Origin of the sequence: Aeromonas sp. s9, from assembly GCF_040907765.1 — a bacterium.
GTDB lineage: Bacteria > Pseudomonadota > Gammaproteobacteria > Enterobacterales > Aeromonadaceae > Aeromonas > Aeromonas caviae.
The window spans coordinates 48,330-62,387 of sequence record NZ_JBFOCK010000104.1; the positions used below are offsets into that span (position 1 = coordinate 48,330).

A 14,058-nucleotide genomic window follows, 5' to 3' on the forward strand; every position below is an offset into this window, starting at 1 on the left:
TTCCCAATCAGCATGAAGCCAGTGGCTGGCATCGGCAATGGGAACGTTCCCAATTCGTGGCACTGGTCACAAAAAGCGCAAAACGCCGGGAATGGAGGAAAAGATAGACTACAGGGGCTGACAGGGGGCGATGGTCGCTCTGGGGGGCTGCCCCTCTTCAATCTGATCGAGCAGCTGTCTGGCGGCCAGGATGCCGGCGTCCTTGTAGCCGAAATCCAGGCTGAGGGTGTTGGCAAAGAGGAACGTCAGCATGGGATTGCTGCCAAGTCCGCTCACCAGGATGTCGGTGCGCCCCTGCTCCTGCAGGTACTTGGCGGCACCGATGGCCAGGGTGTCGCTGGCACAGACCATGGCCTGGGTGGTGGGGGTGAGCAGCTCGGCCGCGAGCCGATAGCCGCTTTGCAGACCGAGATCCCCGAGGGCGCTGCGGGGTGTGCGCCCCTGTTCCCGACAGTAGTCGAGGTAAGCCTGATGCCGACGCAGCCCGGTGGTGAGATCGCTGCGTTCCACCCCGAGATAGGCGACCTCGGTCAGGCCACGCTCCCCGAGGTGGGCGAGCACGGCGCGCACCGCCCCGTCATCGTCGAAGCAGACCGACGAGAAGCCGGGGCGCTCACGGGCCATCAGCACCAGTTTCTCCCTGAGCGGCGCCATGGCGGCATAGTCCAGATCGTTGAAGGCAAACAGGATGATGCCGTCCACCCCGCGCCGCTCCAGCACCGCCAGGTGCTCGCTCACCTTGGCGGGGGAGAACTTGCTCTCCATCAGCACGGCGTCGTAGCCACGCTGGTAGAGGGTCTCCAGCATGCCGCGCACCGCCTGGTTCTCGGAGCTGGAGTCGAGGCGCGACACCACGATGCCGACCACCTGCTGGCTCTGGCTGCGCATGGCCCGCGCCGATTTGCTCGGGACGAAACCGTGCTGGGCGATCACCGATTCGACCCTGGCCCTGGTCTGGGCATTGACCTTGGGATCCTGATTGAGCACCCGGGAGACGGTCGACTTGCCGACCCCGCTGAGGCGAGCGATATCGAGGATGGTCAGTTTCTTTTCCATGGGGGATCCGTGACAGGGGAGGGCGACAACCGGGATGCAGACATTGTTGTGATTAACTCCTGTGAATACAAGCCCATGGCGTTAGAATGCCCTTTCCCAGGCGACTTTCTTCGCCGTTGCACAGGACGCGCATCATGGATCTGTTGGCAAGTCTGCACTTCTCTCTCTCCATCACGGGCCCCATCTGTCTGGTGCTGGTACTCGGCATCTGGCTCAAGCGGCTGGGTCTTTTGCCCGACAGCTTCGTCGAGTCTGCCTCCCGTCTGGTGTTCCAGGTCACCCTGCCAGCCCTCTTGTTTCTGAGCATGGTGCGCACCGATTTTTCCACCATGCCGAGCCCCTGGCTCATCCTCTACGGCCTGCTCGGCACCCTCGCTGGTTTCCTGGTGCTGGAGGTGCTGGCGGCCCGTTTCATCAGCGAGCAGAAACTGCGGGGCATCTTCGTGCAGGGCAGCTTTCGCGGCAACATGGGGATCATGGGGCTGGCCTATGTGCAAAACGCCTACGGCCCGGAGGGGATAGGGGCCGCCGCCCTGCTGGTGGGCTCCATCACAGTGCTCTACAACATCCTCGCGGTGATCACCCTGACCCGCAGCCTGGGGGGCGGAAAGGGGCTCACACCCATACTCAAGGGGATAGTCAAAAACCCCCTCATCATCGCCATTCTGGCGGCCCTGCCCTTCGGTCTGCTCGGCATCGAACTGCCCCAGCTGGTCATCAGCACGGGCAACTATTTCGCCAACATGACCCTGCCGCTGGCCCTGCTCTGCACCGGCGCCAGCCTCAACCTCAAGGCCCTGCGCGGCGGCGCCATGCTGACCGGCTGGGCCACGGTCAACCGGCTGTGCTGCATCCCCGTGCTGCTGGTGCTGGGGGCCTGGGCCCTCGGCTTCAGCCCTCAGGCCCTCGGCATCCTGTTTCTCATCAGCTCTACCCCCACCGCCGCCGCCAGCTATGTGATGACCCGTGCCATGGGGGGTGACAGTGCCCTCGCGGCCAACATCATCGCCACCACCACCCTGGGCTCGCTCGTCACCACCAGCCTGGGGGCCACCCTAATGAACTACCTGGGGCTGATGGGCTAGCCCGGCACTCAGGGCAGACCCAACTCTCTGGTCTGCCCTGACCCGTCTCCGACGAACGCCCCCCTCAGTCACACCCTCCTGTTTTGGAAAGCGCTTGCCGTCAAATGGGCCGGCAGGCTCCGAGTATTGCCCTCTTTCGCCTCATTATTCCCCCAGCTGGCTGCTGGCTGACGTCCTTATCCTCCTGGGCCGTATCATGACACCACGCCAGGTCGTGGCTGCCTGAACAACGCCTACCCTTGATACGCAGGCGCGCTGGACAGAGGTTTTCTTCCCTTATGTCGACCTGTCGCCACCCCCCTCTCATGGCGTCATTATCTGATGTGGATCACTCCAATAGTGGAAACCGGTTTCCGTAATTGGGTTGGGCTGATACATTCCGGACATCTCCCTTCCACCATCACCATGAGATGTCCATCATGTATTTATCGACAGCATTTCTGATGCGAAACCCGATCCAGGAATATGACTGGGGTAGCCGTGACGCCTTGACCCGGCTGTTCGGGATCACGAATCCGGAGCGCAAGCCTCAGGCCGAGCTCTGGATGGGGGCTCATCCCAACGGCTGTTCACAGGTCGAGGTAGCTGGCCTGCCGACGCCTCTGTCCGAGCTGATCGCCGGGCGCGGCGTGGCGATACTGGGCGAATCCACCTACGCCCGCTTCGGGGGGCTGCCCTTCCTGTTCAAGGTGCTCTGTGCCGAGAAGGCGCTCTCCATCCAGGTTCACCCCAGCAAGGCTCAGGCCGAGGCCGGGTTTGCTCGCGAGGTGGCGGAGGGTATCGCCATCGATGCTCCCTACCGCAACTATCGCGATGACAACCACAAGCCCGAGCTGGTGTTCGCCCTGACCCCCTATCAGGCGATGAACGGTTTTCGTGACTTTGCCGCCATCCTGGTGCTGTTTGAGCGGGTGGCGGCGGCCAGTCTGGCGCCGCTGGTGGAGGTGTTCGCCGCCGATCAGAGCGAGGGCGGACTGGCACGTTTCTTCCGGGCTCTGCTGACTCTGGAGGGGGAGAGCAAAGAGACGGCACTCGCCGCCCTCAGGGTCTGTGCCGAGCGCGATCGTCAGGACGAGACTTTTGCCCTAGTGCTGGACCTGTTCACCCAGTATCCGGGGGACGTGGGTCTGTTTGCTCCCCTGTTGCTCAATGTGGTGACGCTGCCCCCGGGCCAGGCCATGTATCTGGATACCGGTACCCCCCATGCCTATGTCCATGGGACCGGGCTCGAAATCATGGCCAACTCCGACAACGTGCTGCGGGCCGGGCTGACCGCCAAGCATCTGGACGTGGACGAACTGCTCGCCTGCACCAAATGCCGGCCCAAGCCGGTCGAGACGCTCCTGATCTCTCCCCGTGCGGAGGAAGGGGCGCAACACTTCGATGTGCCTGTCCCCGACTTCACCTTCAGTGTCTACGGCGAGGGGGAACACAGGCTGGTCACGACGAGCGCGGAGATCCTGTTTGCCATCAATGGCTCCCTCTCCCTGCACCGTGACGGCCAGCCCCCCCTGGTATTGGATAGGGGGCAGTCAGCCTTCCTGCCAGCCTGCCTCGGCCCTTATGAGGTGCAGGCCCAGGGCAGTTTTGCCCGCGCAGGCAACCGTTGAGTCAGGCCGCCTCGGGGCGGCCTGCTTGATCAGTGAGCCCTGCGCTCCGTCTCCTGGGCCAGCAGCATCCGCTCGTGAGCGATGAAGAAGGGGCGGTAGAGCACGTAGCTGTTGAGGATGCAGACCAGCACCATGAGGGCGTTGGCCAGGCTGCCATTGGCGGCCCAGGCTGCCCCCAGGGGAGAGGGCATGGACCAGGGCAACATGGCGACGAAGCGATCCAGGTAGCCCCACTCGGTCAGCAGCCAGGCCAGGGTGGCATTGACCATGGGGACCCCTATGAAGGGCAGGAAGAAGAGCGGGTTCATGATGATGGGAAAACCGAACAGCAGGGGCTCGTTGATGTTGAACAGCGAGGGGATGAGGCCGAGCCGGCCGACCGAGTGCAGGGTTCGGCTGCGGCTGCGCATGGCCATAAAGACCAGGGGCAGGGTGGTGCCTATGCCTCCGATCAGCAGGTAGTAGTCCCAGAACCCCTGCAGGAAGATGTGGGGCAGGGGCTCCCCTGCCATCAGTGCGCCCTGGTTGGCGCTCAGACCCGCCATCCAGAACGGGGAGAGCAGGCCGTTGACGATGAGGGCCCCGTGCACCCCCATGAACCAGAGCAGGTGTGCCACCAGCAGGGCGATGAGCAGTGCCGGCAAGGTATCGGCGCCGGTGACCAGGGGCTGGAACAGGTACTCCATCAGCTCGGGCAGCGATATCCCGAAATGCTGTTGCAGCCAGAGCCGCAGCAAGCTGAGGGAGAGGGTGATAAACAGCAGGGGAATGATCAGCTGGAATCCCTGGCGGGTCATCAGGGGGACCTCCTCGGGAAACTGGATGATCCAGCCGGCCCGCTGGAACAGGCGGATGACCTCCACCGTATAGAAGGCCGCCAGCAGGGCGGTGAAAATCCCGAGTCCTCCCAGGTAGCCGAAGACCCCTCCCTGTGCCGAGCGAAAGTCGATGAGCAGCAGGAAGGCGACGCAGCCGCACAGGCCGGAGAGGCGCTCCGGCATCTCATACGCCTTGGCCAGGCTGGCGGCGGCTCCGAAGGCGATGATGAGGGAGACCAGGCCGGCGGTATGGCTGTAGACAGGATACAGCCAGGGCATCAGCTGCTGGGAGAGGTCCCGCAGGGCGATGGCCAGCGGGTGGGCGTTGTCGCTGGTGACAGGGGGATAGAGGATGGGCACCAGCAGACTGCCGACGATGATGAAGGGCATGGCGAGCTGAAACCCGTCTCTGAGTGCCATCACGTGCCGACTGCGTGTCAGCCAGTTGGCGACCGGTATCATTCTTTGTTCAACAATGCTGGCCAGCATCCCCATCACTTGCATGTTCATTGCGGCATCTTTCCTCTTCTCGCCAGGCGCTATGGCGTGCCTCCATTCTGCTCTCTTTCGGACTCAGCGTCCGTATTCACCAACCGAGTTTCCCTGTTTTTCTAGCTGGCTCACAAAAAAGGCACGCTTCTCCAGGGAATGGTCGACCTGGATCACAAATGAAATGAATCAAAATGGAAACCGGTTTCCATTCATTTCCGAGATCGGCACAATCCCTCCCATACCACCCCAAGGAGATTATCTGATGAAGAAGATCATGTTGTGCTGCTCCTCCGGCATGTCCACCAGCCTGCTGGTCAAGAAGATGAAGGAAGAGGCGGCGAAACGCGGTCTGGAGGCCGAGATCAACGCCTTCGGTGCCAGCGAGTTCGACAACCAGATGCCCCACTACCAGGTCGTGCTGCTAGGCCCCCAGGTCAAGTACATGCAGGCGGAGCTGGCCGGGCGTGCGGCACCGCACGGCGTGCCGGTGGCCACCATCGACATGATCGATTACGGCATGCAGCGGGGCGACAAGGTGCTGGACCATGCGCTGTCGCTGATCGGCTAACCCGGCTCATTTCACAAGGAACAGTCCATGAACACGCTTTACGACCGCTTCGTCTCGGTGATCGAGCAGAAGATAAGCCCACTGGCCGGCCGTCTCGGTCAGCAGAAGTACATCCAGGCCATCCGCGATGGTTTCATCGCCGCGCTGCCTTTCATGATCGTCGGCAGCTTCATGCTGGTGTTCATCTTCCCCCCCTTCTCGCAAGAGACCCAGTGGGGCTTTGCCCGGGCCTGGCTTGACTTCGCCGGCACCTATCAGGCCCAGCTGCTGCTGCCGTTCCAGCTCAGCATGGGGCTGATGACCCTGTTCATCTCGGTGGGCATCGGTGCCAGCCTGGCCAGGCAAAACGGGCTGGATCCGGTCACCACGGGCCTGCTCTGCCTGATGGCCTTCATGCTGGTGGCCGCGCCCGTCAAGGATGGCCAGATCTCGATGCAGTACTTCTCGGGCCAGGGGATCTTCACGGCCCTGATCACCGCCATCTATGCCGCCGAAGTCTATGCCTTCCTCAAGAAGCACAACATCACCATCAAGCTGCCTCCTCAGGTGCCGACCGGGGTGGCGCGCTCGTTCGAGGTGCTGATCCCGGTGTTGCTCATCATCCTGACCCTGCATCCGCTCAATCTGATCCTTGAGAGCAGCACGGGGATGATCCTGCCCGAGGCCATCATGGCCCTGATCAAGCCCCTGGTCGCCGCCTCCGACACCCTGCCCGCCATGCTGCTGGCCGTGCTGCTGTGCCAGATCCTTTGGTTTGCCGGGATCCACGGTGCCCTGATCGTTACCGGCATCATGAACCCCTTCTGGATGGCCAATCTGGCCAACAACCAGGCGGCCATGGCGGCGGGCGAGGTACTGCCCCACATCTTCCTGCAGGGCTTCTGGGATCACTACCTGCTCATCGGCGGTGTTGGCTCCACCCTGCCGCTGGCCTTCCTGCTGTTGCGCAGCAAGGCGGCCCACCTGAGATCCATCGGCAAGATGGGCGTGGTGCCGGGTCTGTTCAACATCAATGAACCCATCCTGTTTGGCGCCCCTATCGTGATGAACCCGGTGTTCTTCCTGCCCTTCATCCTGGTGCCCATGATGAACGCCACCCTGGCCTGGTTCGCGCTGGATCTGGGGCTGGTGGCACGGGTGGCGTCCCTGACCCCCTGGACCACACCAGCCCCCATCGGTGCCTCCTGGGCCGCGAACTGGGCCATCAGCCCGGCGCTGATGTGCATCCTGTGCATGTGCTCGGCCGCCGTCATGTATTACCCCTTCCTGAAAGCCTACGAGCGCAGCCTGCTCAAGCAGGAAGAGGAGAGAGAAGAAGCTGAAAAAGCCTTCACCGGCGACGTCGCCATGGCGACCCGTCAGAACATCCGCTAATCGAACCATCGGCCGCCATTCCATGGCGGCCTGACAGGAGACACACCATGCAGTTCCGTTTCCCCGACACCTTCTGGTGGGGCAGTGCCTCATCCGCCCCTCAGGCCGAGGGCGCCAGCCTCCAGGGCGGCAAGGCCCCGACCATCTGGGATCACTGGTTTGCCATCGAGCCGAACCGCTTCCACCAGCAGGTGGGACCGGCCGATACCTCCACCTTCTACCAGCATTTTCGGGATGACATCGCCCTGATGCAGGAGATAGGTCACAACAGTTTCCGCACCTCCATCTCCTGGGCGCGCCTCCTGCCCCAGGGGCGTGGCGAACCCAACCCGGAGGCGGTGCGCTTCTACCACGCCATGCTCGACGAGCTGCTGGCCCGTGGCATCACCCCCTTCATCAACCTGTTCCACTTCGACATGCCGATGTCCATGCAGGAGCAAGGGGGCTGGGAGAGTCGCAAGGTGGTCGACGCCTTCGCCGAGTTTGCCGCCACCTGCTTCCGGCTGTTCGGGGGCAAGGTCAAACACTGGTTCACCTTCAACGAGCCGATCGTGCCGGTCGAGGGGGGCTATCTCTATGACTTCCACTACCCGAACGTGGTGGACTTCCGCCGTGCCGCGACCGTGGCCTACCACACCATGCTGGCCCACGCCAAGGCGGTGCAGGCCTATCGCGCCCAGGGCCAGGACGGCCAGATCGGCATCATCCTGAACCTGACCCCTTCCTATCCGCGTTCCCAGCATCCGGCGGATCTGAAGGCGGCCAACATTGCCGACCTCTTCTTCAACCGCAGCTTCCTCGACCCGGCGGTCAAGGGTGAATACCCGACCGAGCTGGTGGCGCTGCTGCGGGAATATGACCAGTTGCCGGCCAGCGAGCCGGAAGATCGCGCGCTGCTGGCCGCCGGCAAGGTGGACCTGCTCGGTGTCAACTACTACCAGCCGCGCCGGGTCAAGGCCCGCAGCAACGCGGTCAATCCTGCCAGCCCCTTCATGCCGGAGTGGTTCTTCGACTACTACGAGATGCCGGGTCGCAAGATGAACCCGCACCGGGGCTGGGAGATCTACGAGAAAGGCATCTACGACATCCTGGTCAACCTGCGGGACCACTACGGCAACATCCCCTGCTTCATCTCTGAAAACGGCATGGGGGTCGAGGGGGAGGAGAAGTTCCTCGGCGAGCAGGGCCAGATCCAGGACGACTACCGCATCGCCTTCATCCGCGATCACCTGAGCTGGATGCACAAGGGAATAGGTGAGGGGTGCCAGTGCCTTGGCTATCACCTCTGGACCTTTGTCGACAACTGGTCGTGGAGCAACGCCTACAAGAACCGTTACGGCTTCGTCCGCCTCGATCTGGCGACCGGCGAGCGCCGCATCAAGAAGAGTGGCGAGTGGTTCGCCGACGTATCCCGCAACGGCGGCTTCTGAGCCGGCATCACAGCAACACCAAGGAGTACAAGATGTTTGATCTCGAAGAAACCGTCATGGGCATCATCATTAACGCCGGCCAGTCACGCAGCCTGTGCTACGAGGCGCTGCGCAGCGCCAAGCTGGGGCAGTTTGCCGAGGCGGACGACCTGCTGCGGCAGGCCACCGAGGCGGCCAACGCCGCCCACGCGGTGCAGACCAGGCTGATCGAGGCGGATCAGGGGGAGGGCAAGATCCCGGTCACCCTGGTATTGGTGCACGCCCAGGATCACCTGATGACCTCCATGCTGGCCAAGGAGCTGGTGTGCGAGCTCATCGAACTCTACCGCCGTCAGGCCGCCTGAGAGAGGAGCGCGAGATGTTGCGACTGGGACTGGATATCGGCGGCACCAAGATGGAGGGGCTGCTGCTCGACGGCGAGGGCAACGAGCTGTGCCGGCGCCGCATCGCGACGCCGCAGCAGGGTTACCAGACCTTCATCGAGGTGGTGACCGGTTTTATCCGCGGCTTCGCCGAAGAGGCCGGTGCGCCGGTCAGCATCGGCATCGGCTTGCCGGGGGCGGTGCGTGCCGACAACGGCTGCATCAAGAACGCCAACTGCCTGTTCCTCAACGGCCATCCGCTCAAGGCGGATCTGGAGGCCGCCCTCGGCCAGCCGGTCTGGCTGGCCAACGATGCGGACTGCTTCACCCTGTCCGAGGCCGTTGACGGGGCGGGCAGCGGTGCCAACCTGGTGTTCGGGGTCATCCTGGGCACCGGCTGCGGCGGGGGCATAGTGGCGCATCAGCGCCTGCTGGTAGGTCCCAACGCCATCACTGGCGAGTGGGGACACAATCCGTTGCCCGGCTATGACCCGGTGCGCGATGGCCCGGCCCAACCCTGCTACTGCGGTCGTCGCAACTGCATCGAGCGCTTCGTGTCGGGGACGGGGTTCGCGGGGCGCTTCGTCGAGCGCCATGGCCGCAGTCTGTCGCCGAAAGGGATCCTGACGGCGGCGGCCGAGGGGGACGAGGAGGCCCAGGCTCACTACGAGCACTTCCTCCATGCCCTGGGGCGCAGTCTGGCGAGCGTCATCAACCTGCTGGACCCGGATGTCATCGTCTTCGGTGGTGGCCTCTCCAACATAACGCGCCTCTATGAGGACTTGCCGGCGGCCATCACCCCCTGGCTGTTCACCGACCGTTGTCTGACCCGGCTGCTGCCGGCACGGCACGGGGACAGCAGCGGCGTACGCGGTGCGGCCTGGCTGCCCACCCCCCTGATCTGACTCTCTCACCTCAGTACCCATACACGGTGCCGGCTGCACCGTGGGGCCGCCCCTTGCCTGCGGCGCCCCTCAATGTCGTGGCCGGGGCCTTTTTTACCACGATAGGACGTTACAAAAAGGAAGAGCAAAGATGGAAAAAATGCACAAGGTCATGCCCCTTTCCCTGCTGACCCTGGCCATGTTCAGCGGCCCCGTGTTGGCCGACAAGTATGACTTCGCCATGCACGGCTATGTCCGCTCAGGCATCCTGGCCAATCAGGATGGCAACCGGGTGGACTCCGTCGGCCTGATGCCGGATGGCAAATGGCGACTGGGTAACGAGGACAACACCAAGCTCGAGCTGATCCCCCAGGTGACCCTGACCTCAGATGCCGGCCCGGTCGCCAAGATCCAGGCCAACCTGACCCATGAGACCGACTGCACGTCCGACTGGAACTGTGTGGATGACGACGGCCACGACATTCAGGTACGCGAGGCCTTTGCCCAGCTGACCAGGCTCGACTTCGCACCGGATGTGGTGTTCTGGGCCGGCAAGCGTTACAGCAGCTCGAACACCTCCAGCCACCAGTACGACTGGGAGTACATCCAGTACAACGGCACCGGGGGCGGGGCGGACAACATCGACATCGGTTTCGCCAAGTTTGACGTCGGCGTCTACGCCTTCACCCCGAGCGACGAGGCCAAGGCCTATCCCCACGACGCGAACGAGCAGGGTTATCCGGACGACTACTCCCTCAACCTCTGGTTCAAGAAGATTGGGGGCGGCCCCATCGATCTGCAACTGGTCGCCCACCACATGAACCAGAACGAGAACAACGCCTGGAAGGAGAGTGCCGAGAAGGGCTATGGCGTCACCGGCATCTACAACTTTGACGGCTTCTACGGTCTGACCGGCGGTTACTCCCGCTTCGTGGCCCAGCTCGGCAAGGGCTTGGCGGCGGGCGACTCCCTCGGCAAGAACGGCTGGGGCTGGTCCAACCTGGATGACACCCAGTCCTGGCGCCTGGTGCTCGACGGCCTGGCTTCTCTCGACAACGGTTGGGATGTCTCCACCTTCGCCTTCTACCAGAAGGACAAGAGCTACCGCTGGTGGACCGGGGATCAGGATGGTTGGGGCCGTTCCATGTGGGTTGCCGGGGTGCGTCCCATGCAGCAGATCACCCGGAACTTCGCCATGCAGTATGAGGTCGGCTACGAGTACCTCGACGATGACAACTACAAGGGCGTGGCGGGCAGCAAGGGCAAGGGGGGCATGACAAAGGCGACCATAGCGCCGACCCTGACCTTCGACTCCGGCTTCTGGAGCCGTCCGCAGCTGCGTCTGTTCGCCACCTACGCCAAGTGGGATGAGGGCGTCTCCGATGCCATCGACGGCAACTACGACTGGGGGAGCGGCACCCTCTCAGCCGGGGCTTACTCCCGCAGTGGCAAGACGGATACCTGGAACTTCGGTGTCCAGGGCGAAGTGTGGTTCTAAGGAGCACGAGCATGAGATCTCTCTTACGCAATACCCTGAGTTTCTGTGTGCTGTCGGCCCTGGCCGGCAGCACACTGGCGGCGCCTTCCCACTTTGAGCACTTCATCACCCGCCAGGGGGCGGCGCTGATGGATGGCAAGCAGGGGTTCCGCTTTGCCGGCATCCACGCCCCCGAGCTGCACCGCATCGAAGACGATGCGCGCGGCGTGTGCAAGGCCGACCCGCGGGGCTGGGGCCAGTACTTCAAGTGGCCGACCGCCGAGGAGCAGGCCAACTGGATCCGCGCCATGGTGCAGACTGGCGCCAAGGCCCAGCGGGTCTATGTCCTCTCGGTGCAGCAGGAGAACGACCAGGCTTGTGAGCGCGAGACCCACATTCTGGCCCCTGCCACGGCAGACGGCATGCCCGTGCTCAATGAAAAGGCCATGGTGGTCTATGACAACATGATTGCCGAGGCCGACAAGCAGGGGCTGCGGCTCATCCTGCCCTTCATCGATCACTGGTGGTGGTGGGGCGGGCGCGAGCAGCTGGCAGCCTTCTACAAGGAGACGGCAGACGACTTCTACGACACCTCGAGCAAGACCTACAAGGCCTATCAGGACATCATCCGCCAGGTGATCACCCGCAAGAACACGATCACCGGCCGTCACTACTATGACGAGAAGGCGATCATGGCCTGGGAGACCGGCAACGAGCTGGAGAACTCCAATGAGGCCTTCCTGACCCGGACCGCGGCCTGGATCAAGCAGTTCGCTCCGCACCAGCTGGTCATCGACGGCACCTACAAGAAGATCAACGACTTCTCTCTCAAGGATCCGAACGTCGACATCATCAGCAACCACTACTACACCAACGCCGGCAACAACCACCCGGATCAGGTGAAGAAGGATCTGACCGCCATCGCCGGCAAGAAGGCCTATCTGGTGGGCGAGTTCGGCCTGCTCGATCACCGGGATCTGGACAACATCATGCAGTCCATCGTCCATACCGAGGTGGATGGCGCCAAGGCGGTGGGGGGCTTCATCTGGGGTTTCCGTGGCCACCGTCACGACGGGGGCTTCTACTGGCACAAGGAGTACACGGGGCACTACAGCTATCACCTGCCCGGATTCCCGATAGAGGGCAAGGCCAACCAGGAGATGGACGTCGTCGACCTGGTGCGCAAGGCGTCGGCCCAGATGGCGGGTCTGGCGCAGGCGCCTGCCCTGCCGGCACCGGACGCTCCGTTGCTGCGCCAGACCGATTCGCCGTTTGCCATCAACTGGATGGGGGCGCCGGTGGGACGTGCCTATGACATCGAGCGCGCCACTTCCGCCAAGGGTCCCTGGACCCGTGTCGGCAAGGATGTCTCGGATGGCGTCAACGAGTGGGACCCGAGCAGGATGAGCCTGTTCAGCGACGACTACGGCTCGCTCAAGCTGGGTCAGACCTACTACTACAGGGTCATCGCCAAAAATGAGTCGGGTGCCTCCCAACCCTCCAACGTCATCTCGGTCAAACACACCCAGCAGAATCTGCCGCCTGTGGTCGAAGTGGGTGGCGATCTGACCACCTCGGTGGATCAGGGTGTCCTGCTCAGCGCCGTCTGGCGCGACGACCAGCTGCCGACCCCGCAGGTCAAGGTGGGGTGGCGCAGCACCGGGCCCCTCGAGGCCAGGTTCTGCCACGGCGATAAGGCTTCGACCCGTGCCTGGTTCCCTCAGGCGGGCGAGTATGAGCTGACCTTCAGTGCCGATGACGGCCTCGCCCGGAGTGCGAGATCCATCAAGGTGAAGGTGGATCGGGCCAGGGGCGAGCTGCCGGTCAGCTACTGCGAGTTCAGCTCTGCCGAGCTGGTGGCCAAAGAGGGTGAGCTGAACGTGGTCAAGAGTGCCGAGAACCAGCTGGAGGTGGCGGCCGACGGTTTCGCCGGTCCGTTTGCCAGCGAGGGTGACAAGATCACCTGGCACGTCGAGGCCCCCTGGTCCGGCGCCTTCAACCTGCACCTGCACTTCAACGGCAAGTGGGGCGGCAAGAAGAACAGCGTCGTCATCAATGGCACCGATATTCACCCGATCGAATTCCCGCAGACCGACGAGGCCGGTCAGGTGCAAGTCGTCCCGGTGCAGCTCAAGCAGGGCAAGAACCTGGTGAGCTTCGGTAAATTCGCCGGTGACTGGGGGTATATGTTCGTGAAGTCCGTCAAGGTCGTGGCGGAATAACAGTACGGGCCGCATCTAATGGTGCGGCCCGTATTCATTCGTGTTTCATTCACATCGGAGAGCGAGTCGTCGGAGGCCTTTTTTGGCGAGTGTGAAATATAGCCTTGTGCGGTTTATCCCGATACAGGGTGTCTCTTTCACATATTCAAAAATAAAGCGGCACGACCGTCTCCATGAAGGAGATAAAGATGAAGAAACATATTTTTCTCGGTGCTCTCTGGCTGGTTCTACCCGCGTTGTCCCTGTCTGCGATGGCGGCCGACTATCTGGTCGAGCAGTCGGCCGGAGATGGTCAACTGAATGTGGTCACCAGCGCCAAGGACCAGCTGACCCTGGGGGATGACGGTTTTCTCGGTCCCTTTGCCAGCGAGGGGGACAAGGTGACCTGGACGGTTGCGGTGCCCAGTGCCGGTGAGTACCAGCTTCGCCTCTTCTTCAATGCCAAGTGGGGCGGCAAGAAGAACACCCTGGTGGTCAACGGCGGCGAGCCGGTGCAGATCGACTTCCCCCAGACCGGTGAAGCCGGTGAAGAGAAGGTGCTCCCGGTGACCCTGCAGGAGGGCAGCAACAGCATCAGCTTCGGCAAGGCGCCCAATGACTGGGGTTATATGTTCGTGAAATGGATCAAGATCGCGGCCAAATAATCGAACACCTGGCTGCCTGTGCGAGCCGGCAGCCAC

Annotated in this window: 12 protein-coding genes; 10 read left to right on the forward strand and 2 right to left on the reverse strand. The window is 62.9% G+C overall.

Annotation, left to right across the window (positions count from 1 at the left end; all coding sequences use genetic code 11):
* Positions 1–108: 108 nt before the first annotated feature.
* The gene (treR, locus tag AB5Y54_RS20335; protein ID WP_041211765.1) at positions 109–1,056 is read right to left on the reverse strand and encodes a trehalose operon repressor TreR; all 948 of its coding nucleotides are present in this window, start codon (positions 1,054–1,056) and stop codon (positions 109–111) included.
* Positions 1,057–1,190: 134 nt separating this feature from the next.
* On the opposite strand from treR, the gene AB5Y54_RS20340 reads away from it, so the two are divergent.
* The gene (locus AB5Y54_RS20340; RefSeq protein WP_010675784.1) at positions 1,191–2,141 is read left to right on the forward strand and encodes an AEC family transporter; all 951 of its coding nucleotides are present in this window, start codon (positions 1,191–1,193) and stop codon (positions 2,139–2,141) included.
* A 410-nt stretch (positions 2,142–2,551) separates the two neighbouring features.
* Positions 2,552–3,751 (forward strand): mannose-6-phosphate isomerase, class I, encoded by a 1,200-nt coding sequence (gene manA / locus AB5Y54_RS20345; RefSeq protein WP_368154256.1) that lies wholly within the window; start codon positions 2,552–2,554, stop codon positions 3,749–3,751.
* Positions 3,752–3,780: 29 nt separating this feature from the next.
* Here manA and AB5Y54_RS20350 read toward each other — a convergent pair whose 3' ends face one another.
* Positions 3,781–5,079, reverse strand: coding sequence for a PTS sugar transporter subunit IIC (locus AB5Y54_RS20350; RefSeq protein ID WP_143237035.1), 1,299 nt, complete (start codon positions 5,077–5,079; stop codon positions 3,781–3,783).
* A 244-nt stretch (positions 5,080–5,323) separates the two neighbouring features.
* Between AB5Y54_RS20350 and AB5Y54_RS20355 the strand changes: the two genes are divergently transcribed.
* From AB5Y54_RS20355 to AB5Y54_RS20390, 8 genes are all read left to right on the forward strand, one after another.
* Positions 5,324–5,629: a PTS sugar transporter subunit IIB gene (locus tag AB5Y54_RS20355; RefSeq protein ID WP_041211761.1), complete on the forward strand. Its 306-nt coding sequence runs from the start codon at positions 5,324–5,326 to the stop codon at positions 5,627–5,629.
* Between the two features lie 27 nt (positions 5,630–5,656).
* Entirely contained in the window at positions 5,657–7,003 is a 1,347-nt protein-coding gene (locus AB5Y54_RS20360) for a PTS sugar transporter subunit IIC (protein WP_143237036.1), read from the forward strand.
* 47 nt (positions 7,004–7,050) lie between these two features.
* Positions 7,051–8,433: a glycoside hydrolase family 1 protein gene (locus AB5Y54_RS20365; RefSeq protein WP_143237037.1), complete on the forward strand. Its 1,383-nt coding sequence runs from the start codon at positions 7,051–7,053 to the stop codon at positions 8,431–8,433.
* Positions 8,434–8,465: 32 nt separating this feature from the next.
* Positions 8,466–8,777, forward strand: coding sequence for a PTS N,N'-diacetylchitobiose transporter subunit IIA (gene chbA / locus AB5Y54_RS20370; RefSeq protein ID WP_041211758.1), 312 nt, complete (start codon positions 8,466–8,468; stop codon positions 8,775–8,777).
* Positions 8,778–8,791: 14 nt separating this feature from the next.
* The gene (locus tag AB5Y54_RS20375; RefSeq protein WP_182976311.1) at positions 8,792–9,700 is read left to right on the forward strand and encodes an ROK family protein; all 909 of its coding nucleotides are present in this window, start codon (positions 8,792–8,794) and stop codon (positions 9,698–9,700) included.
* A gap of 130 nt (positions 9,701–9,830) precedes the next feature.
* Positions 9,831–11,177: a carbohydrate porin gene (locus tag AB5Y54_RS20380; protein ID WP_134996939.1), complete on the forward strand. Its 1,347-nt coding sequence runs from the start codon at positions 9,831–9,833 to the stop codon at positions 11,175–11,177.
* An 11-nt stretch (positions 11,178–11,188) separates the two neighbouring features.
* On the forward strand, positions 11,189–13,378 hold the full coding sequence (locus AB5Y54_RS20385) for a CBM35 domain-containing protein (RefSeq protein WP_128341829.1): 2,190 nt from the start codon (positions 11,189–11,191) through the stop codon (positions 13,376–13,378).
* A gap of 188 nt (positions 13,379–13,566) precedes the next feature.
* The gene (locus AB5Y54_RS20390) at positions 13,567–14,022 is read left to right on the forward strand and encodes a CBM35 domain-containing protein (protein WP_041211754.1); all 456 of its coding nucleotides are present in this window, start codon (positions 13,567–13,569) and stop codon (positions 14,020–14,022) included.
* Positions 14,023–14,058 lie beyond the last annotated feature (36 nt).